This is a genomic window from Vibrio ziniensis (assembly GCF_011064285.1).
Taxonomy (GTDB): Bacteria; Pseudomonadota; Gammaproteobacteria; order Enterobacterales; family Vibrionaceae; genus Vibrio; species Vibrio ziniensis.
Genome location: NZ_CP049331.1, coordinates 1,069,198 through 1,089,784, shown reverse-complemented (window position 1 = coordinate 1,089,784; position 20,587 = coordinate 1,069,198). Strand labels below are relative to the sequence as shown.

Below are 20,587 nucleotides of genomic sequence, written 5' to 3'. Positions count from 1 at the left end.
ACATTAAACCATCGATTTAAGCGCTTCACGAATAAGTTGCTCACTGGTCATTCCTGGTTTAGCCACTTGAGAAACCACTTTAGCTGCTTGAGGTGCTTTATAACCTAATGAGAGCAGCGCACTTACAGCTTCCTCTTCTGCACCTTGTTCTTGGCTGTTTGGTCGAGAATCTATCGGTGCGGCATCAGTTGCAGGTGTAAATAAATCGCCAGTTCCCCAACCTTTCAAACGGTCTTTCATTTCAACCACTAAACGTTCAGCCGTCTTCTTACCTACACCTGGAAGTTTAACCAGCGTTGAAATATCTTCTCTTTCGACACAAGAAACAAACTGAGAAGCCGTCATACCCGATAAAATCCCCAGTCCCATTTTAGGCCCAACACCGTTGGCTTTAATCACTTCACGGAACAGAGCTCGCTCGCTAACGGTATTAAAACCATAGAGCAACTGAGCATCTTCTCGAACAACGAAGTGAGTATAAATAATGGCTTCTTCTCCAATGTTTGGCAGTTCATAGAAGCAACTCATTGGCATTTGTACTTCATAACCGATACCGCCTACTTCGATGAGAAGTTCAGGTGGTTGCTTTTCTATAAGAGTGCCACGAAGACGTCCAATCACTTGAGATTCCTTTGGTTGGGAAATTTGCAATGGAAAAGATGATAATAAATAACTGGATATATAGCCAGTAAAACATAGGTAGGGATATTCTCACCGTTTCTTTGGTGCAAGGTAGGCTGTAAGGCTATCGATACCGTCCTTTTCTTGCACTGGTTGCCTGACCAGCTAAAGCAACCAGTGTTTTGTTGGTATTAGCATGACAAATGGCTACCCCTAACGCATCGGCAGCATCCGCTTGTGGCTTGGCAGGGAGCTTTAACATTTGTTGGACCATATGTTGAACTTGGGTTTTATCCGCACCACCAGTACCAACCACTGCTTGTTTGATTAATCTTGCGGCATACTCGTAAACAGGAAGATCAGCATTCACCGCAGCGACGATAGCACTTCCCCTCGCTTGCCCAAGCTTAAGAGCAGAATCGGCATTTTTTGCCATGAACACCTGCTCAATAGCAAATACGTCCGGTTGAAACTGCGTAATAATTTCTGTAACACCCGCATAAATTTGCTTTAGGCGCGTAGGAAGATCTTTCTCTGAAGTACGAATACAGCCACTGCCTAAATAATAGAGGTGCCTGCCTTGTTGTTTGATCACTCCATAGCCCGTGATACGAGAGCCGGGGTCTATCCCTAAAATAATCGACATTCAGTGCCATTTATAATGATTTATGAACACAAAATGAAAGTGGGCTTACGCCCACTTTCCTCTAACGAATTACTTACGACGCCAAGTGGTTCCGGCTGGACCATCTTCTAAGACGATACCCATTTCATTCAACTTGTCACGAGCCAAATCCGCATTTGCCCAATCTTTCGCAGCACGTGAATCGTTACGCAGTTTTATTAGAGCTTCAATCTCAGCCGCTTCATCATCATTACCCTGACCACCTTTTAGGAAAACCTCCGGGTCTTGGTACAAAATTCCAATGACATCTGCAAGCTCACGCATCAATGCACCTAGTGCACTTGCATTCGCTATGTCTTCGTTTTTAAGGCGATTCACTTCACGAGCCATATCAAACAATACAGAGTATGCTTCAGGCGTATTGAAATCGTCGTTCATCGCAGCTGTGAAGCGCGTTAAGTACTCTTCCCCACCTGCAGCTGCCGCATTCATATCTAAACCACGAAGTGCGGTATATAAACGTTCAAGAGAAGCTCGAGATTGGTTTAAGTTCTCTTCACTGTAGTTAAGCTGACTACGGTAATGTCCAGACATCAAGAAGTAACGCACTGTTTCTTGGTCGTAGTGGTTCAATACATCACGGATGGTAAAGAAGTTACCTAGCGATTTAGACATTTTCTCTCTATCGACCATCACCATACCGCTGTGCATCCAGGTATTGACGTATTGAGTGCCGTGCGCACAACAAGACTGTGCAATTTCGTTTTCATGGTGTGGGAACATAAGGTCAGAACCGCCACCATGAATATCGAAATGATTACCTAAGATAGAAGAGTTCATTGCTGAACATTCAATATGCCAACCCGGGCGACCAGGGCCCCATGGAGATTCCCATGTTGGCTCGCCCGGCTTAGACATTTTCCAAAGAACGAAATCTAATGGACTGCGTTTTGCCGTTTCGATATCAACACGTGCACCCGCTTGAAGCTGGTCCAAATCCTGACGGGACAACTTACCGTATTCATCGTATTTGCTTACCTCGAACATAACGTCGCCATTATCAGCAACATAAGCAAAGCCGCGTTCAATTAAACGCTCTACCAACTCGATGATTTCTTCAATGTAAGCCGTTGCGCGAGGTTCAACATCAGGACGTTTGATATTTAGCGCATCAAAGTCAGTATACATTTCTTGAATCAAGCGCTCCGTCAGTGAGTCACATGACTCTTGGTTTTCCGATGCACGCTTAATGATTTTGTCATCGATATCGGTAATGTTACGTACGAACGTAAGATCGTAGCCTAAATAACGAAGGTAACGAGCTACCACATCAAACGAAACGAATGTACGGCCATGTCCGATATGACAAAGATCATATATGGTCACTCCACAGACATACATGCCGACTTTACCAGCAGTAATGGGTTTAAATTCCTCTTTCTGTTTTGTTAGTGAGTTATATATTTTCAGCATGATCTTTATCTAATTACCGTTAAAACCAAAATAGTTGTGCAGTATAACAACTCTGTTATCACTAGGTCATCCATTTGATGTTTTGAATGAGCAAAAAGTTAGGCTAAGATTAGGATCTGTTAGCTTGGTGAGGTTGAAAATCATCCAGATTTAACCTCATAGGCTTTAGATATTCATACAAAACAAGCAAAGGTAATGCACATGATCACCCTTCATACAAACTTTGGTGACATTAAAGTTCAGCTGAATACAGAGCAAGCGCCAGCAACTAGCGCAAACTTTTTACAATACTGCCGTGATGGTTTCTACGACAACACATTATTTCACCGTGTTATTGATGGCTTCATGATCCAAGGTGGCGGCATGACTTCTGGTCTACGTGAAAAAGAAACTCGTGCACCAATCCGCAACGAAGCAAACAATGGCCTAAGCAACAAAATCGGGACTCTTGCTATGGCTCGTACTATGGAACCACATTCAGCAAGTTCTCAATTCTTCATCAACGTGAACAACAACACTTTCTTGGATTTCCGCTCAGAAAGCCTAGATGGTTGGGGTTACTGCGTTTTTGCTGAAGTGGTTGAAGGCATGGATGTAGTAAACAAAATTAAAGGTGTTAGCACTGGTTCTAAACGTATGCATCAAGACGTACCACTAGAAGATGTTGTTATCACTGGTACAACTATCGAAGAGTAATCTTTAATTGGCGGAGCGTGAAATACGCTCCGCTGTTTTAACGACCTATTTTATGCATACACTATTTATTTCAGATCTCCACCTTACTCCTAAGCGACCAGATATCACCGATTGTTTTATTGCTTTCATGCGCGATGACGCAACTAACGCTGATGCACTCTACGTCTTGGGTGACCTTTTTGACTTTTGGATTGGAGACGATGATCCAACAGAGTTTGCTCAGCAGATAAAAAACGAATTTAAGACACTGGTTAATCAAGGTGTTCCAGTTTTTTTCTCACACGGCAACCGTGATTTTCTCGTAGGCAAAAAGTTTGCTAAACAAACCGGTGTAACTCTGCTAGATGAAGAGCATGTCATTGACTTATACGGTAACAAAGCAGTTGTCTTACACGGTGACACTTTGTGTACTGAAGACTTGCGTTATTTAGCATTTAGAGAAAAAGTTCATAAACCTTGGCTACAATGGGTATTCAACCGTCTTCCATTTTTTATCAAGACTCGTATTGTGCGAAAAATACAAACGGATACCAGCAACGACAAAAGTAACAAGTCAATGACTATTATGGATGTCACACCAAGCGAAGTATTAGCTGTCATGAATAAGCACCAAGTAGATACCATGATTCACGGCCATACTCATCGCCCAAACATCCACAAAATCTCCACTGCTGGCCATGAAAAAACTCGCATTGTTTTGGGAGATTGGTATACACAAGGTTCTATACTTGTTTATTCAAAGCACGGTTATCAACTGCAATGCAAAAAATTTATATCATAAAAATGGTGATCACACTCTCATAGGGATTTGAGCGTTAACGCAAAAAATAAACTTTATATTGATATAATTACCACACCAAAAATGGAGTTAGGGTGAATCCTTGAAGTACTCATATATCGCTAGACAACCTATATTGGATGCTGACCGGAAAACTTTTGGCTACGAGCTGTTATTCCGAGACGGTCCGAAGAATACGTTTCCTGAAATCGATCCTGATAAAGCAACAAGTATGTTGCTTTCAGATCATTTCTTATCGACTCACTATCAGACCCTTGGGAATCATATCGGTTTTGTAAACTTTCCATACCAAAGTCTGGTGAATCTTGTTCCAACTCTTTTTCCATCAGACAGCTTAGTTGTTGAAGTATTAGAAGACTGCGAACCTACAGCAGAGCTTTTGGGTGCAATAAAAAAGATAGCAAAGCAAGGTTATAGTATCGCGCTTGATGATTTTGTACCGAGTAAAGAATGGCAACCGTTTTTGCCTTATGTTTCCTACATTAAATTTGATATACGCATTGTTCCTATTGCAAAAGCAAGCGTATTCATTAGTAAGCTCAAAGGCTCTAAAATTAAGTTTTTGGCTGAAAAAGTAGAAAGTTACGAAGAGTTTGAGCAAGCCAAAAAGGCAGGGTTTGAGCTGTTCCAAGGCTACTTCTTCAGCAGACCTGAAGTCATCCAACGTAAAGCCTTACAGCCAACTTTTTTAACTATTGTCCAGTTGTGTAAAGAGATAGCAAAAGAAGAAATGGACTACAAAGAGCTAGAGTCTTTGATCGCCCGTGACCTTTCACTTTCCTATAAACTTCTGACTTTTGTCAATGCTTCATCGATTGTCAGTTCTAAAATTCAATCTTTCAAACAAGCATTAGTGTATTTGGGTGAGCAACGCTTGCGACAGTTTATTTCACTGGTGGCGATTGCATCAACTGACAGCTCCAAACCTAATTACCTATATGGGCTTTCCATTCAACGAGCGCGTTTTTGTCAATTAGCCTGGTGCAAAAGTGGGCAACGCGGTGATTCGGATCTCGCCTTCCTTACAGGGATGTTCTCACTACTAGATTGCTTGTTAGATCAATCAATAGAAACTATTGTAGATATTATTCCTATTGATGAAACGGTCAAAACTGCTTTGACTAAAGGTGAAGGATCGTTGGGCAAGATATTATCGCTATCAAAAGCCTATGAACACGCCGCTTGGGATCAGGTTTCCACATTAGCTGATAGCTTAAATCTTAATGATGCTGTGTTGAGCCAATGTTACGATGAGGCGCTACAATGGAGCGCCGATCTACTGCAAGTCGATATCTAGACTTTCTATGCCCATATCCCTAAAATTGGCCTCACTTTGAGGCCAATTTTGTACCTATCACATCATGAACCATTGTTACTGCGGTAATACGATACCTTATTCGGAATGCTGTCAGCCTATCCATAAAGACCATCATCTGGCTTATACTCCAGAGCAACTTATGCGAGCTCGCTACAGTGCCCATGTAGTTGGCCTAGTGGATTTTGTGGTGAGAACTTATCATCCGTCTTGCCATGCAGAAAGTGACAGAGAAGCGATTGCAGATTCGGTTGCTAGTAATTGGACTCACTTGGAAGTAATAAAGGGTGATGAAGGCTCAACACCCAATGAAGGCTATGTTCATTTCAAAGCACATTTAGAAGAACAGGGAAGGAAACTATGCTTAGAAGAACGCTCGCGCTTTGTGCGAGAAGACAACCTGTGGTTCTATATTGATGGTGAGTTTCCACCCCCAAACGACACAACCAAATTAGGCAGAAACGATCCCTGTTTCTGTGACAGTGGTAAGAAATTTAAAAAATGTTGTGGGCAATAGCAGTGGGCTGCCACTTCGTTCCCATGCTCTAGCATGGGAACAAGAGTAAAGTTGCAGATACACCTGAACACCACCAGTGCGATTACTGTTGGTCAACTAACCACTTACGGAAGGCTTTACGCTCGTTTGACGACAATTTCAAATACTGCATTTTTGTTCTTTGCATGTCTAGGCTATCTTGGCCAGCAGACTTCGTTGCTGGCTGCGTACCGTTTCCGAGACTTGTATCGGCAACAGGTGCGATGGCACCGCCCGCAAAAGTAATACCGTTGGCTGCGTTATAAATAGCAAGTTGCTCGTCAAGGTTTGAATAAGGGAACGCACCCTTTTTCCCCACCATTTTGACTTGCTCATAGTCTATATCGCTGTCATTGAGGCTAATATTCCAATCAATCTTATCTTCCTCAAACAGTTTTTGGGCTTGTAGTGCATTATTCAGTTGCGGACCATCAATGTCCAATTCGCCACCATTGACATTCACGGTTAGAATGTAAGGCGCTGAAGTGAAGTTACCACGCTTTTCACCTCGACCTAACATCGTATTCATACGCAAAACGATTTGATTCGTGCCCGTTGCAAGCATAAATGGTTTGTCCATCTGCTTTGCATCTTGGCTATTAATAAACAGTACCTCGACTCCTTGGCCTGCATCCAGTTCCGTGGTCAGCGCATCGGCATTCGCGTGAGCGGAACTCAAACTTAGCGCAGATAACGCCATTAAAATCGAAGTCCAAATTGTACGTTTCATCATTTAACCCTTTTTTATCATTAAGTTTTATAGCCAAATAACCTCGCAGCCTTGATATCACCATGCCATTTAAGCCAATTTGGATATAACACTTACCACTTGCTATACAATCAAAAAGGCCGCATAAATGCGACCTTTTAACTACATTCAACCTGATATCAAGTGATTAGAATGTGTAGTAGAAACCTGCTACAGCACCGTTACCTTCTTCTTTGTTGTCGCTGTCTGTTTTGTTCTCAGCATCAGAGTATTCAACGAACGCTGAGATGTTGCTAGAAACTGCGTAGTCTGCACCTACAGTGAAGTAAGTGATTTCTTCGTCGCTGTCACCATCAGCTAAGCCGAATGAAGTGTAAATACGCGCTTTGTCGATTTTGTAATCTAGAGCAGCTGAAACAACATTGTACTCTGTGCCAGACAGTTTGTCTTCTAATACGTAGTTCACTGCTGCACCGAAGTTAGCGATGCTCATACGTGCTGCTACACCCATGATTTCAGAGCCGCGGTTGCCTTGGTCTTGGTAAGTCGCGCCTAGAGTGAACATTTCGTTAAATGCGTACTGAGCAGATACACCGTAGCCCATATCTTCATCTTCATTAGAAGTTAGGTAAGTATCAGCAATTAGCTTAAGACCACCAGTGGTGTACTTCGCTGAAACTGCATGACCCGCAGACTCAAGAGATTTTGCGAAGTCATCCATGTAACCGATACCTTCGTTAGTGTTATCGATTGTGATTGCGTCTAGTGAATCACCGAAGTCACCGATTTCACCCATAGCGATACCGAAGTTTTCACCGATGCCAAAACCAACGTAAAGGTCGTCAGTCTTCATTGCTTGATCGTCAGCACCCAAAACGCCTGACCAGCTGTCGAAACCGTTGCCGTTTTCGATTTCAAAAGAACCGAATGCAGTTACACTGTCGCTCAGCTTATGTTTAACATCGACTTGGATTTTTGCCCATAGGTCGATGTCAGGATCAGAACTAGTTTTAGTCGCTACACCAGCTGCAGTCGATGTTGTCTCAGCAGAACTTAGGTAAGTATCGATTTCACCTTTAATGTTGAACGAAGTAGTACCGTCATCGTAGATGTTGCCTGCTGCAAGTGCAGAAGTAGATACGGTTGCAACCGCTAATGCTAATAGAGTCTTTTTCATAGTAATCCACTGCCTTTTCTTAAATGTGGGAAATCCTTATCCGGTTCCCTTTATTTTGATGATAGTGACCAACTCTGCGGTTAGTTCCTACCGCCACTAAATTTCACGGATTAGATTGCAAAAGAATATCCTGCGTGTCAAATACTCTAAATCACTCGCATAAAAATAAATAAAATCGTTATAAAACATAATATTAAAACGCAACATGCGCAAATTATGCGCAAATATCAATCGAATACACGCAAAAATACAAACGTTATCCTTGTCTCATTTTTAGTTTATTATTCTAATTACATATTATTTTGCGATAAAAATTGGAATTTAATAAAGAGTATATTGAGATTGTTAAGTTTTATATTTTTTATTTAGTAAATTAATTTTAAGTCCCTGATGGTTCAGTTTTTTTTTGTGAACAAGATCTACATTCCGTCTTAATTGATGTAAATTCGTGAGCTACGTAGGATTTGTAATTTGTGCTAACATGCGACTCCCGTCACTCAAGGCCTATTATGCTTACAAAAAAAATCCAACAATCGATCCGCAGTAGTTACCAAAACCTGCAACATCAGCTCGACAATTTCGTACCTCGTCGAGCGCAAAATTTTCTTGTTGCAGAAATTGCAAAAACATTGTGTGGAAATTATCACAAGTCGACTCGAATGATGGTGGCTGAAGCAGGGACTGGCATTGGCAAATCACTCGCCTATTTAATGGCAGTGATCCCTGTAGCGGTATCCAATAATCGTAAGGTGGTGATATCAACGGCCACAGTGGCGCTGCAAGAACAACTGATTCATAAAGATCTCCCTCTATATAGACGAATAACCGACCAACCTTTTACTTTTATTATTGCTAAAGGGCGTCAGCGTTATTGCTGTTCTGAAAAGTTGGCGGCAGCTTCAGGGATTGATGGCACTCAAATCGCTATGTTTGAAAGCAAGCCCAAAGCGGCTGACATCGAAATGCTGGAAGACATGCATAAAGCTTTAAATGCCAATAAATGGAACGGCGACAGAGATTCTTGGCCAAACACCATCACGGACGACATCTGGAACTCTATCGTTAGCGATAAACACACGTGTAATGGTAGCTTTGCCGCTCATAGAGATTGCCCGTTCCAGAAAGCCCGCTCAGAGTTAGACAAAGCAGATGTGATTATCGCTAACCACAGCTTAGTTATGGCTGATGCGGACTTAGGTGGCGGAGTCATTCTTCCTGAACCTGAAAATACCATTTATATCTTCGATGAAGCACATCATTTACCACATGTAGCAAGGGATCATGCCTCTGCCACCACATCTTTAAAAGGAGCGGCTGCTTGGTTAGAAAATCTCAATCGCTCATTAGTTAAATTAAGCAACCTAGCTGATGCTAAAAGAGCTTCCCGATTCGTCGATGAAGCTCAAACCGCTATTCAAGAATTGATTCCAGGGCTGAGTAAGCTACCACAGCAGTTTGACCCAGCTTCTTTTGAGGACAACATATATCGCTTTGAACACGGTGAGCTTCCTCAGTGGCTTGAGGAGGAATCTAAACACTTGAAACGCCAAAGCCAAAAGGCAAGTCAAAGTGTCGCAAAAATTGCAGACTTAATTGCAGAAAAAGTGAAAGAAGGTGAGCTTGCTCCTCGCTTGGCTGAACCAGCCTTGACCGAGCTAGGTTTTTATATCCAACGTTTGGAAAATTTGTATCAGGTCTGGAACTTGATGGCCGAGCCAAAGCGTGAAAAAGGTGCACCATTAGCACGTTGGCTGCAAACACATACTGAACGTGAAGGTGACTTTACTGTTAACGTTTCGCCTTTGGAGATTGGCTGGCAGCTCGATCAACAGATTTGGAGCCGTTGTATTGGCGCTATTTTGGTGTCGGCTACATTACGTGCGCTCAATTCTTTTAGCTTTTTTTGCAGACAGGCAGGAATCAGCGAAAAGTCTGATGACGGAGTGCAATTTCTTTCGCTCGCCTCACCTTTTAATTACATAGAGCAAGGCGAACTGTTGGTTCCATCGATGAAACTTGAACCACCAGCCAAGGATTTCACACCCTATCTGGCAGACAAAGTGAAAGAGTATCTTGTTGCAGATAAAGCCAACCTCGTGCTATTTGCATCCTATTGGCAGATGAAAGAAGTGGCAGAAACACTATCAACAACCTTCAAAGCAAGGGGCTGGTCGATTCAGGTTCAAGGCGAAAAATCACGCGGTGAAATCCTAAAAAAACATAAAATGCTGGTGCAATGCGGTAAAACAAGCGTGTTATTTGGCACTGGCAGTTTTTCGGAGGGATTAGATTTGCCGGGAGACTTATTAGAAAATCTCATTATCACCAAGATACCTTTTGCCGTCCCAACATCACCGGTTGAGCAAGCTCACGCAGAGTACATTGAGCATCGGGGGGGTAATCCGTTTTTACAAATATCAGTACCTGAAGCTAGCAAAAAGCTTATTCAATCCGTGGGTCGTTTGCTGCGTAAAGAACAGGATTCTGGTAGAGTCGTAATACTTGATCGCAGAGTGGTATCTAAACGATATGGTAAGGCGCTGTTAGATTCGCTGCCGCCATTCAAACGAACCATTGAATATTAGGTTGCTGAATAGTTCTCCCCCTCAGTTGAGGGGGAGTTAGAGGGGGTTGAACCGACGGAACTTATTGATAATTGCAATATTGATTAAGTTCCGTAGAAATAACCCCACCCTGCCTCCCCTTCAAAAGGGGAGGAGTGAAAACGCATACAATAGAATTAAAAACAGAAAATTTGGGACCGTATTTTTGATGGAATTAGTCGAACCAACCATGTTGGTCGTGTTGGCTTTAGTAGCTTTTATTGCAGGGTTTATTGATGCTGTCGCAGGTGGCGGAGGTATGCTGACTGTCCCTACGTTACTTTCGCTAGGATTACCTCCGCATGTCGCTCTTGGCACCAATAAACTAGCTGCGACGTTTGCTTCTTCCACTGCGGCGTATACGTACTATCGCAAAAAACTGTTTAAACCTCAGTATTGGCTTCGCGCATTTATCATGACTCTTATTGGTGCAACCGTAGGTACGCTAGCCGTTGATGCAATTAGTACTGATTGGTTACAAAAAGCCCTACCGCTAATTATTCTAGGAGCGGCTATTTACACAATTTGGCATAAGGCTCCAACCATAATCCAAAGTGAAATGCCCGCAGGATGTAAAAAATTCAACACTAAACAATATTTGCAAGGTTTTGGTTTGGGATTTTACGATGGCTTAGCAGGCCCTGGTACTGGTGCTTTCTGGACCGTGAGTTCCATGGCTCTCTATCGTTTAAACATACTGCTAGCGTCAGGCTTAGCTAAAGCGATGAACTTTACTAGCAACCTGACTTCTCTAGTGACCTTTGCTATTTTGGGTCATATCGACTGGGTTCTGGGTTTAACTATGGGAGTTTGTCTGATGGCAGGAGCTTTCGTTGGTGCACATTCCGCAATTCGCTTTGGTACCAAATTCATTCGTCCAGTGTTTGTGACGGTTGTAAGTGTTCTTGCCGTTAAGCTTGCTTATGATGCTTGGTTTGTATCGCTATGAGTGACTTATCCAGATTAAATTCAATTATTGAAGAACTCCAATCGAGTGCTGCCCTGATCGATCGTACGCGAGGTGAACACCACCGCCCGTTGTTTGACGACACCTTGTTCCATTGCCACGGAAAATTATTAACTCCATGTGTAACAGAAGCGCAAGGCACACTGAATGCGATTGTTCGTGAGCAAAAAGCAGGCAAATTAACTCAACCACGAGCTGAATATCTAACTGAGCGGCTACTTTCACAAATTAGAGCCATTCAGCGCGAAATGTCGACACAAGCCATTCGCAAAAATGAACCCAAACATTTCAACGAGACCAGAAAGCCAATCAGCGATTTATATCAAGATTTAGCGCAACACCAAGACTGGGAACGAAGATTAATGATCCTTGTTCAAGATAAGCAAGCTACTGTTGAAAGTTCATTTGGTGCTAATAAAACAGCCGCACAGCAAGCGTTATTAACTGCAGAACAAAGACTCAAACGCTGCCAAGAAGCCAAAACAAAGATTGAGAAACAAATTACTTTTAGAGAGAAGAACCAATAAATGAACGACACTAGCTCCTCTTTAGAAAATGCATCTGATGACATCAAACTCGCCGTCGATCTGATTTATCTGCTTGAATCGAATAATGTAGACACTGAGATTGCTCTCGCTGCTTTAGAAATTGTCAAAGCAGATTTTCAAGCAAAACTCAAAAAAGAAAAGAGCGCTAATTAGCACTCTTTTTCAACGTTACCTTTTAATGGCTCAATTCACTTTAAACTGATTGACCAACGCTTGCTGCTGTTTTGACAAAGAGCTGATTTCGGTGCTTACCGCTTCAGATTCACCAGCCTGTTCCAAAATCTGAGCACTCAGATCTCGAATATTCGCTACATTCTGGTTCACTTCAGCAGACACAGTCTGCTGTTCTTCTGCCGCTTTCACAATCTGCGTGTTCATATCGTTAATTGCTGAAATAGCATCAAAAACCTTGTTCAGTTCCGTTACTGCGCGTTGTACGTGAGAGGCTGTTCCATTCGCCAAGCTATTGCCTTCTTGAATAGCATTCACGACATCTCGAGTGCCCTTTTCCACTTTCTCAATGACGGTACGAATTTCACCAACCGAAGCGTGAGTACGGCTAGCAAGATTACGAACTTCATCAGCAACAACAGCAAACCCCCTTCCTTGTTCTCCCGCTCTTGCGGCTTCAATAGCTGCGTTGAGTGCAAGCAGGTTTGTTTGCTCAGAGATCCCTTCTATCACTTCAAGAATGTCGGTAATGTTCACGTTGTTACGCGCTAAATCTTCGACAATTGGCACGGCTTGATTCATGGTTTTAACCAAGTTGAGCATTTCAGCTTCAGAAGTTTTGATCACCTCTTGACCAATACGAGCAGAATCATTCGCTAGCTCAGCTGCTTGAACCGCATTTTCTGCATTGTGAACAACGAGACTTGCTGTCTGTGTCATCTCTTCTGACGCAGTTGCAACTAGATCGACCTCTTTAAACTGAGCCTCGCTGCTGCGCCTTGTTTCAACGGCTGTAATCTTCGCTTGCTCCGTGGTTTCAGCAACTGAATGGGTAGTTTCGATAACTTGTCTGATGGTAGATTGCAGTTTGTCTAGGAACTTGTTGAAACCATCTGCCAACTGCCCTATTTCATCTTGCGATTGAACTTCTAAACGCTGAGTTAAATCACCTTCACCATCAGCAATATCATTCAAACGTACAACAACTTCGCGAATAGGCTTAACAATACGCGAAGCTGTGTAGGCAATAACCGTCAGCCCAAGAATGGCAAACAATAGACCTGCAAGTAGCTCTACTTTAACGCCGCTTTCTACTTGCGCGGTAATAACTCTATCAAGTTGGTCTGCATCTTTAAGAACGCTGCTACGAGGCATTTCAAAAACCACACCCCACGTTTGGTTAGCAACAGGAATGGGCGCAAATACTGTCATCCAAAGGCCATCTTCGCTCCACAAAGATTCTACTTTTTTGCCAGATAAAAGACTTGAGACCTTTTCTCTAGAGATACTAGATCCACCAAACGGTTGTCCGATAGTTAATGAATCGTCATCACTCGCGATCAGTGTGCCATCCAGACTGATGATGAAAATTTTACCTTCGCCATTAAACAAACTACTGTCTGAATCTTTTGCTACATCAAGTAAAGGGGTGAGTTTTAGGTCTATGCCGTAAAAGCCAATGACTTCGTTGTCGACAACAATAGGAACAGAGATAGATGTAGCTAAGAATTGTTCACTACCTTGATTGATCATACGTGGAGAAGTTACACATGCATTACCCTCATTTAACGGGCAAGCAAAACGTTCACTATTGGCAGCATCAGCCAATTGCTTTTCAGTCAAGACTTCATTGACCGCATCCTGACCGGCGTCTTTGGCTCTCCAATACGGAGCAAAACGTCCAACATCGTTTGAACCTACATAATCTGCGTTGACATAGTTACTGTCTTCAGAATCGAGAGCGTTTGGTTTGAATACTAGATACGCTCCTTCAATCGTCGGAAAATCTAGTACAGATTTTCGAACCATTTCATTTAAGGCGGTACGTAAGGCTTCACTTTCTCCAAAATTATCTTCAGAGTTTTTCTTTAGGAACAAAGCATTTGAAGAGAGCATTTCTGCACGATAGGTGGCTTCGCTGAGATATTCCGAGATTTCAGTTGAATTTAACTGTGCGCGTGTCTTTAGCAACTGCTGAGATTTATTGATAACGGATTCAGCACTCTGCGTTTTAATCACCTGCTGATTACTTACAGCATTGTAAACCGAGAAACCGATAAGAGATAACGAGGTTACGAGCAGGCAAAAACCTGCCAACAGCGTAATTTTCCACTGAACTGATAGTGTTCGCATACAACATCCTTATGCTAGCGTTTAAACTCATATAATCAAATGAGATAGCCCGAAATTAGACCACAATCTATCGATATATCAATACAAATCTGACACAAAGTTTGCCATTTTCTTACATAACTAGTTGAGTGAGTTCCAAGGTTTGTACTCTTCAATCTAAGTGTTAACATCGAATCTATTCGTGGTTACCTGCCAAATAAAAAATTCAATAGGTAACAACTTAATTAAAATCATAATCAAGGACTAACCAATGAAAGTTATCAGCTTTAACATCAATGGGTTAAGAGCTCGACTTCACCAACTTCAAGCATTGATTGAAAAGCATCAACCCGATGTTATCGGCTTACAAGAAATCAAAGTTCATGATGAAGCTTTTCCTATTGATGATGTCGAAGCCATGGGCTATCACGTTTATTTTCATGGTCAAAAAGCACACTACGGTGTAGCGATGCTTTGTAAGAAACAACCTGTCGAAATAAAAAAAGGTTTTCCAACTGACAATGATGATCATCAAAAGCGTATGATCATGGCGACTTTTCTCGATGACAATGGTCATAAAGTGACAGTACTGAATGGTTACTTCCCACAAGGCGACAACGTTGAGCATGAAGTTAAGTACCCATACAAACGTCAGTTTTATAAAGATCTGATGACCTATTTGAACGACCATCACAGTAGCGATGAGCAGTTGATTGTAATGGGTGATATAAACATCAGCCCTATCGATTTGGATATCGGTATTGGTGAAATTAACCGTAAACGTTGGTTAAAAACGGGGAAATGTTCATTCCAACCAGAAGAGCGTGAATGGCTGAAAACACTGATAGATTGGGGATTTGAAGACACATTTCGTAAACTTCATCCAAATGTTGATGACAAGTTTTCGTGGTTTGACTACCGTTCTCGTGGATTCGAAGACAATCGAGGACTTCGCATTGACGTAATTATGGCAACGCCATCTCTGGCTCAAAAATGTGTAGAAGCGGATATCGATTATGAGCTTCGAAGCATCGATAAGCCGTCTGATCACGCACCTATCTGGTCAGTGTTTAAGTAAGCAAATTTCCTGTCTTTTAAAGCATTTTTCTTTGGGTTCTCCCCCTCAGATGAGGGGAGAACCAAAGATCAGCTTAACGGTCGCAAATAACGTAAGAAACGTTTCTCTGCCCCTTTAAAACACCAAAGAACGATGAACGTTAAACTCATGTAAAACAAACCAGCGGTCAGGAATGACTCAAATGGTGCGTAGTAACGAGAATTCACCAAGCGAGCAGCACCAGTTAAGTCCATAATGGTGACAATACCTGCAACCGCACTACCGTGAATCATAAAAATTACTTCGTTACTATAAGCTGGTAATGCTCGACGAAGAGCGCTAGGCAGAATGATACGGTGATATGTTTGAAACACGCTCATACCGTAGGCTTTCGCAGCTTCAACCTCACCTTTTGGTAAGCCATTTATTGCTCCACGTACAATCTCTGCAGTATAGGCAGAAGTATTGAGGATAAAGGCGACCAAGGCACAGAACCACGCATTCTCCCAAAGGGTCCCTTTAACTGGAAAAAACTGATCCATACCGTAGTAGATCAAGTACAGCTGAACTAACAGTGGCGTGCCACGAAAGAAATAAATATATCCCCAAGACGGCAGATTAAGCGCATAGTTTTTACTGTTACGTGCAATTGCTAAAGGTATAGCAATACAGATACCAATGATCAGTGAAAGTGACACTAACCATACAGTTGTCCATAAGCCTTTGAAGTAAATTGGCAGGCTTTCGATAATCAATGAAAAGTCCATATCTACCTCGTGTGAATGCTGAATTTACGCTCGACCAACTTCAGAAGTCCGGTCGAAATACTGGTAAACAGAAGGAATATAATGGAAACCGTCATATAAAACGTAAATGGCATTTTGGTTGAACCAGCGGCAAGCGAACTCATACGCACCATATCTTCTAAACCAATGATCGAAACCAATGCTGTTGTTTTCAGTAACACTAGCCAGTTATTACCAAATCCAGGTAAAGCGTGTCGAATCATTTGCGGTAATAGAATGCGTCTGAACGATAATACCGCGTTCATACCGTAGGCTTTGGCAGCTTCAAGCTCTCCTTTGTCCACCGCCATGATGGCACCACGAAAAGTTTCAGCCATGTATGCACCAAAGATAAATCCAATCGTTAATACACCGGCAATAAATGGACTCACGTCGATATAGTCAGGTACATACTGAACCCACTCGTCTGCCGTACCAAGCCAATCATTTAGCGATTCATTAATTGAGTAAAGACTGTTGTTCAATAAAATTTGACCACCGAAGAATATCAACATCATCAGAACTAAGTCTGGAATGCCGCGGATAATCGTGGTGTAGACAGTAGCAATGCTTCTTGCCCATGTGTAAGGAGACAGTTTCGCCAACGCTCCTAACATGCCAAGCACAACCGCTAATAATAGTGAAAGTATGGCGACTTCAATTGTGAGTACCGCCCCTTTTGCAATAGAGGCTTCATATCCCTGTAGATCCAGCATAAAAACTTCCTAGTCCCTTAAAGCTTGGCTGCTGGGTACTGCTACGAACTAGGAACCAACAGCCAAGAATGCCTTTATTATTGTTTCGTCCCTATTGTTAATGAGCACAATAGGGACATTTGAGGCTAATTAATCACCGTATACGTCGTACTTGAAGTATTTTGCAGCGATTTGTTGATAAACACCTTTTTCACGAAGTGAATCGATAGCACCATTTAGCTTCTCAGTTAGGTCTTTATCTTGTTTACGAGTTGCGATACCAAAACCGTCACCGAACCATTTTGGATCAGTTAATGATGGACCAACGAATTCGTAGCCTTCACCGCCTGGTTTGTTTAGTACGCCGTCTTCAAGTGCAGATGCATCACCAAGAACAGACGCGATACGACCATTACCTAGATCTAGATAAGCTTCATCGAAAGAACCGTAACGGACGATTTCAACAGAGTCACCGTAGTTGTCAGTTAAGTATTTGTCATGCGTTGTTGCGCGTTGCACACCAATTTTAACACCTTTAAGGCCTTCTTTAGTAAACTCTAAACCCGCGCCTTTTTTAGCAATGAATTTGTTTGGAATCAGTGCGTATTTATGAGTGAAATCGACTTTCTTCTTGCGTTCTTCAGTGATAGACATCGCTGCAATGATTGCATCGTATTTACGAGCAAGTAGAGAAGGAATAATACCATCCCAGTCTTGAGCAACAATTTGACACTGTACAGCCATCTCTTTACATAGAGCATTCGCCATATCAACATCGAACCCCTTCAGAGAGCCGTCAGCTTCAGTCCAGCTGAACGGAGGGTAAGCACCTTCAATACCAAAGCGTACAGTTTTCCACTCTTTCGCTTGGGCTACACCGGTCGCAGCTGTAGCAGCTATCGCCGCAACTAATAACCACTTTTTCATTTCCATACTCCTGTGATTGTTGTGTTTTCTATTTTTATAGCTTTAGTTTTCTCAGCGAATCTGTCGTAAAACAGACAAGCTAATATGTGTTAATAAATTGATGAAATAAACTGTTTGAGACGTTCAGAATCTGGATTCGTAAACAGCTTTTTAGGATCACCCTGTTCTTCTACCAATCCTTGATGCAAAAACATGACATGATTTGATACATCACGAGCGAATGCCATTTCATGGGTTACAACTAGCATGGTTCGCCCTTCTTCGGCCAGTGAACGCATAACACCCAACACCTCGCCAACTAATTCTGGGTCCAGAGCAGACGTAGGTTCATCAAACAGAAGAACTTCAGGATCAACAGCTAAAGCTCGCGCAATTGCAGCTCGCTGTTGCTGACCGCCAGACAAATGCCCTGGGTAGTAATCTTTACGTTCATAAAGACCGACTTTCTGAAGGAGTGCTTCCGCTTTTTCAATCGCTTGTGCTTTGGGAACACCTAATACATGGACAGGTGCTTCAATGACGTTTTCTAACACTGTCATATGTGACCAAAGATTAAATCCCTGAAAAACCATAGCTAAACGCGAACGGATACGCTGAACTTGTTTTTCATTAGCAGGAAGAGAAATACCTTGGCGGTTTTTTTTCATCTGAATCAACTCACCATTCACCCAGATTTCACCGTCTGTAGGCGTTTCAAGTAAGTTGATGCAACGTAGGAAGGTACTTTTGCCAGAACCGGACGAGCCAATAATAGAGATAACATCTCCTTTATGCGCTTGAAGTGAGATACCTTTCAGAACTTCATTCTGGCCAAACGTTTTGTGCAGTTGTTTTATATCGAGCGCTGGTACTTCTTTCATGCGCTTTAACTCCCTGTATTTTATGACACTGCAGAGCATTCCAGCTCAATTTCGCTACAAAGTATCACTCACCGCCATAACATGCAACAAATTATTAACCTACAAAAAGGGAATAATTAGTTACGAATAATGGAATGTTATTCATTTTTTAGCTTTATATTCTCTTATACATGAATATTAAAAACAAAAAAAGCCCCAAAAGGGGCTTTATATGGCTGTGAGAATTCAGATCTTATCTAATCATCAAGTCGAGATAGCATTAGACTCTTTACTTTCTTTAGCTGAACTTGATTGACTTCTGCTTGTTGTTCGCTAACCACAAGCCCCGTAATTTCGGCATCTAAATCATTTGAGCTACCTACAGCGAATAGCGACATAAACTCACTACTTGATACATCGTCAATGTCTTCAAGGATTAAATGGCTCAAACTAAATGCACTACTATCACTAACTTTTAGTGCATCGATCACACTACTCGAATAATCATAGTAATACAGCTCAGGCGCAACAACCTCTTCCGTTAGCATAGAATATAAGACATGAGTAACGTTATATGTTGTACCAACACTTGAGGTATTACTTCTGTAAGCGATTCGCTGCATACCTATCTCACTTTGCAATGGAATCGCACCGCTTAAATCAATCACGTCACCAGTCAAGACCGTAGGCTTTTGATCTTGCAAGTTGGTCACTGTATATAAAGAAGCATCATCGACGACCAAATCCCATTGAGAACTGGTGGTATCTACAGCCGATGAATAAGTTGCACTCCAGTTCGCATTAGTAGGCAAATCAACATCACTAACTTCAAACACCCAAGTTTCATCCGTCAACTCCGCCGGATGCATGAAGGTAAGAGAGGTCGTCGAACGATCAAGCAAACTATATGCATAATTACCTGAAATAATTTCAATCGGAATGTCAGAAAGAGACATGTTGGTATTAAGTGTAATAGTACCTGTGTCCTGATCCGCTAAAGCCATCTCTATTGCTTGACTTGAAACAGTCCAATTACTAAATCCGTATTGTGATATTTCCGATCTAGCACTGTCTGTGTACTGCACGATAAAAGTATTCTCATCACTATAACTATCTAAAGTCCTCGTGCTGCTCAAAGTCTGGTAAGGGGTATTAAGAATACTGTCGATTTGAGAATAAAAATTATAGTTCATAGCCCCACCAGGATAAGCACTATTACTTTCATACTGGGTGCTAGAATCTGTTTTAGTAGTGCGCTTATTGTCACTTGTTACACAACTTGTTGCACTATCAGACGTACGATTTATACCAAACTTGCCAGTACGAAAGCTGCTATCTTGTTGCAAAAACTCTTTGCTAAAGCTCATCGCCTTAATCGTTGAACCACCAACTTCATTCACTACTTGGAATGTGAAGAAACCATTATCAGGGATATCGTCAATATAGAAACTTAATGAACCACTAGAAACGGAGATGTAATCACTTACACGCTCACCACTGGCATTACTGTAAAAACCCAGCACTGTGTCATTGTTTGTTTGGCTAGTTGATGCCGGAGTATAAACCGTATATGCAGCGTCTCCGTTACTATCCGTACCCGTTTTATAGATAACGCATTTTGCATAAGCAGCGTTGCTTGTTTGCGATTGATTAATAGTTGTCGACGAATAAAACGAAAAATTGTATTGCGTCTTTTTAACACTACTTGAACCGCTACCGCCGCCTCCGCCGCCACAGCCTACTAACATACTTGAAACTATTGCCACTAGTGGCAATATTCTGATTTTACTCATGCATTTTTCCTAGAATCAGCAATAAATTTTAAATAAAGTTAACTATTCCTGATACTAACAAAAATAATTCTAAAATAGCAGTCCAACTTCGTCACACATCATGCATTTGAATTACAAATCAATTTCTGCATAACATCACC

Annotated in this window: 20 protein-coding genes; 9 read left to right on the top strand and 11 right to left on the bottom strand. The window is 41.9% G+C overall.

Annotated features, from left to right (window positions below):
* Window positions 1–3: 3 nt before the first annotated feature.
* The 3 genes from ruvA to cysS all read right to left on the bottom strand — a co-directional run bounded on the left by ruvA (window position 4) and on the right by cysS (window position 2,719).
* A complete protein-coding gene (ruvA, locus tag G5S32_RS04880; RefSeq protein WP_165310899.1) occupies window positions 4–621 on the bottom strand; it encodes a Holliday junction branch migration protein RuvA in 618 nt (205 codons plus the stop codon).
* A 124-nt stretch (window positions 622–745) separates the two neighbouring features.
* Entirely contained in the window at window positions 746–1,267 is a 522-nt protein-coding gene (ruvC, locus tag G5S32_RS04875; RefSeq protein WP_165310897.1) for a crossover junction endodeoxyribonuclease RuvC, read from the bottom strand.
* A 69-nt stretch (window positions 1,268–1,336) separates the two neighbouring features.
* On the bottom strand, window positions 1,337–2,719 hold the full coding sequence (gene cysS / locus G5S32_RS04870; RefSeq protein ID WP_165310895.1) for a cysteine--tRNA ligase: 1,383 nt from the start codon (window positions 2,717–2,719) through the stop codon (window positions 1,337–1,339).
* Between the two features lie 201 nt (window positions 2,720–2,920).
* On the opposite strand from cysS, the gene G5S32_RS04865 reads away from it, so the two are divergent.
* From G5S32_RS04865 to G5S32_RS04850, 4 genes are all read left to right on the top strand, one after another.
* Window positions 2,921–3,415, top strand: coding sequence for a peptidylprolyl isomerase (locus G5S32_RS04865; protein WP_165310893.1), 495 nt, complete (start codon window positions 2,921–2,923; stop codon window positions 3,413–3,415).
* A 52-nt stretch (window positions 3,416–3,467) separates the two neighbouring features.
* Window positions 3,468–4,196: a UDP-2,3-diacylglucosamine diphosphatase gene (lpxH, locus tag G5S32_RS04860; protein ID WP_165310891.1), complete on the top strand. Its 729-nt coding sequence runs from the start codon at window positions 3,468–3,470 to the stop codon at window positions 4,194–4,196.
* A gap of 100 nt (window positions 4,197–4,296) precedes the next feature.
* Complete coding sequence (locus G5S32_RS04855; RefSeq protein WP_165310889.1) at window positions 4,297–5,511, top strand: EAL and HDOD domain-containing protein; 1,215 nt, start codon at window positions 4,297–4,299, stop codon at window positions 5,509–5,511.
* Between the two features lie 64 nt (window positions 5,512–5,575).
* A complete protein-coding gene (locus G5S32_RS04850) occupies window positions 5,576–6,046 on the top strand; it encodes a YchJ family metal-binding protein (protein ID WP_165310887.1) in 471 nt (156 codons plus the stop codon).
* Window positions 6,047–6,128: 82 nt separating this feature from the next.
* Here the strand turns inward: G5S32_RS04850 and G5S32_RS04845 are convergent, their stop codons facing one another.
* Both G5S32_RS04845 and G5S32_RS04840 read right to left on the bottom strand, forming a co-directional pair.
* Window positions 6,129–6,794: a DUF2057 family protein gene (locus G5S32_RS04845; protein WP_165310886.1), complete on the bottom strand. Its 666-nt coding sequence runs from the start codon at window positions 6,792–6,794 to the stop codon at window positions 6,129–6,131.
* Between the two features lie 166 nt (window positions 6,795–6,960).
* Window positions 6,961–7,950: a porin gene (locus G5S32_RS04840; protein WP_165310884.1), complete on the bottom strand. Its 990-nt coding sequence runs from the start codon at window positions 7,948–7,950 to the stop codon at window positions 6,961–6,963.
* Between the two features lie 509 nt (window positions 7,951–8,459).
* Here G5S32_RS04840 and dinG point away from each other — a divergent pair.
* The 4 genes from dinG to rsmS all read left to right on the top strand — a co-directional run bounded on the left by dinG (window position 8,460) and on the right by rsmS (window position 12,221).
* Window positions 8,460–10,535 (top strand): ATP-dependent DNA helicase DinG, encoded by a 2,076-nt coding sequence (gene dinG / locus G5S32_RS04835; RefSeq protein ID WP_165310882.1) that lies wholly within the window; start codon window positions 8,460–8,462, stop codon window positions 10,533–10,535.
* Window positions 10,536–10,722: 187 nt separating this feature from the next.
* Window positions 10,723–11,502 (top strand): TSUP family transporter, encoded by a 780-nt coding sequence (locus G5S32_RS04830; RefSeq protein ID WP_165310880.1) that lies wholly within the window; start codon window positions 10,723–10,725, stop codon window positions 11,500–11,502.
* Window positions 11,499–12,047, top strand: a complete 549-nt coding sequence (locus G5S32_RS04825; protein ID WP_165310878.1) for a primosomal replication protein — start codon at window positions 11,499–11,501, stop codon at window positions 12,045–12,047. The genes G5S32_RS04830 and G5S32_RS04825 overlap by 4 nt, the downstream gene beginning before the upstream one ends.
* On the top strand, window positions 12,048–12,221 hold the full coding sequence (rsmS, locus tag G5S32_RS04820; RefSeq protein WP_165310876.1) for a pleiotropic regulatory protein RsmS: 174 nt from the start codon (window positions 12,048–12,050) through the stop codon (window positions 12,219–12,221). It begins immediately after the preceding gene.
* A gap of 30 nt (window positions 12,222–12,251) precedes the next feature.
* On the opposite strand, the gene G5S32_RS04815 is transcribed toward rsmS, so the two are convergent.
* Window positions 12,252–14,372, bottom strand: a complete 2,121-nt coding sequence (locus G5S32_RS04815; RefSeq protein WP_165310875.1) for a methyl-accepting chemotaxis protein — start codon at window positions 14,370–14,372, stop codon at window positions 12,252–12,254.
* A gap of 250 nt (window positions 14,373–14,622) precedes the next feature.
* Between G5S32_RS04815 and xthA the strand changes: the two genes are divergently transcribed.
* Window positions 14,623–15,429 (top strand): exodeoxyribonuclease III, encoded by an 807-nt coding sequence (gene xthA / locus G5S32_RS04810; RefSeq protein WP_165310873.1) that lies wholly within the window; start codon window positions 14,623–14,625, stop codon window positions 15,427–15,429.
* Window positions 15,430–15,497: 68 nt separating this feature from the next.
* Here xthA and G5S32_RS04805 read toward each other — a convergent pair whose 3' ends face one another.
* From G5S32_RS04805 to G5S32_RS04785, 5 genes are all read right to left on the bottom strand, one after another.
* On the bottom strand, window positions 15,498–16,175 hold the full coding sequence (locus G5S32_RS04805) for an ABC transporter permease (protein WP_165310871.1): 678 nt from the start codon (window positions 16,173–16,175) through the stop codon (window positions 15,498–15,500).
* 2 nt (window positions 16,176–16,177) lie between these two features.
* A complete protein-coding gene (locus G5S32_RS04800) occupies window positions 16,178–16,909 on the bottom strand; it encodes an ABC transporter permease (RefSeq protein ID WP_165310869.1) in 732 nt (243 codons plus the stop codon).
* Window positions 16,910–17,038: 129 nt separating this feature from the next.
* Entirely contained in the window at window positions 17,039–17,815 is a 777-nt protein-coding gene (locus tag G5S32_RS04795; RefSeq protein WP_165310867.1) for an ABC transporter substrate-binding protein, read from the bottom strand.
* Window positions 17,816–17,904: 89 nt separating this feature from the next.
* Complete coding sequence (locus G5S32_RS04790) at window positions 17,905–18,675, bottom strand: ABC transporter ATP-binding protein (protein WP_165310865.1); 771 nt, start codon at window positions 18,673–18,675, stop codon at window positions 17,905–17,907.
* Window positions 18,676–18,911: 236 nt separating this feature from the next.
* A complete protein-coding gene (locus G5S32_RS04785; protein WP_165310863.1) occupies window positions 18,912–20,402 on the bottom strand; it encodes a hypothetical protein in 1,491 nt (496 codons plus the stop codon).
* Window positions 20,403–20,587 lie beyond the last annotated feature (185 nt).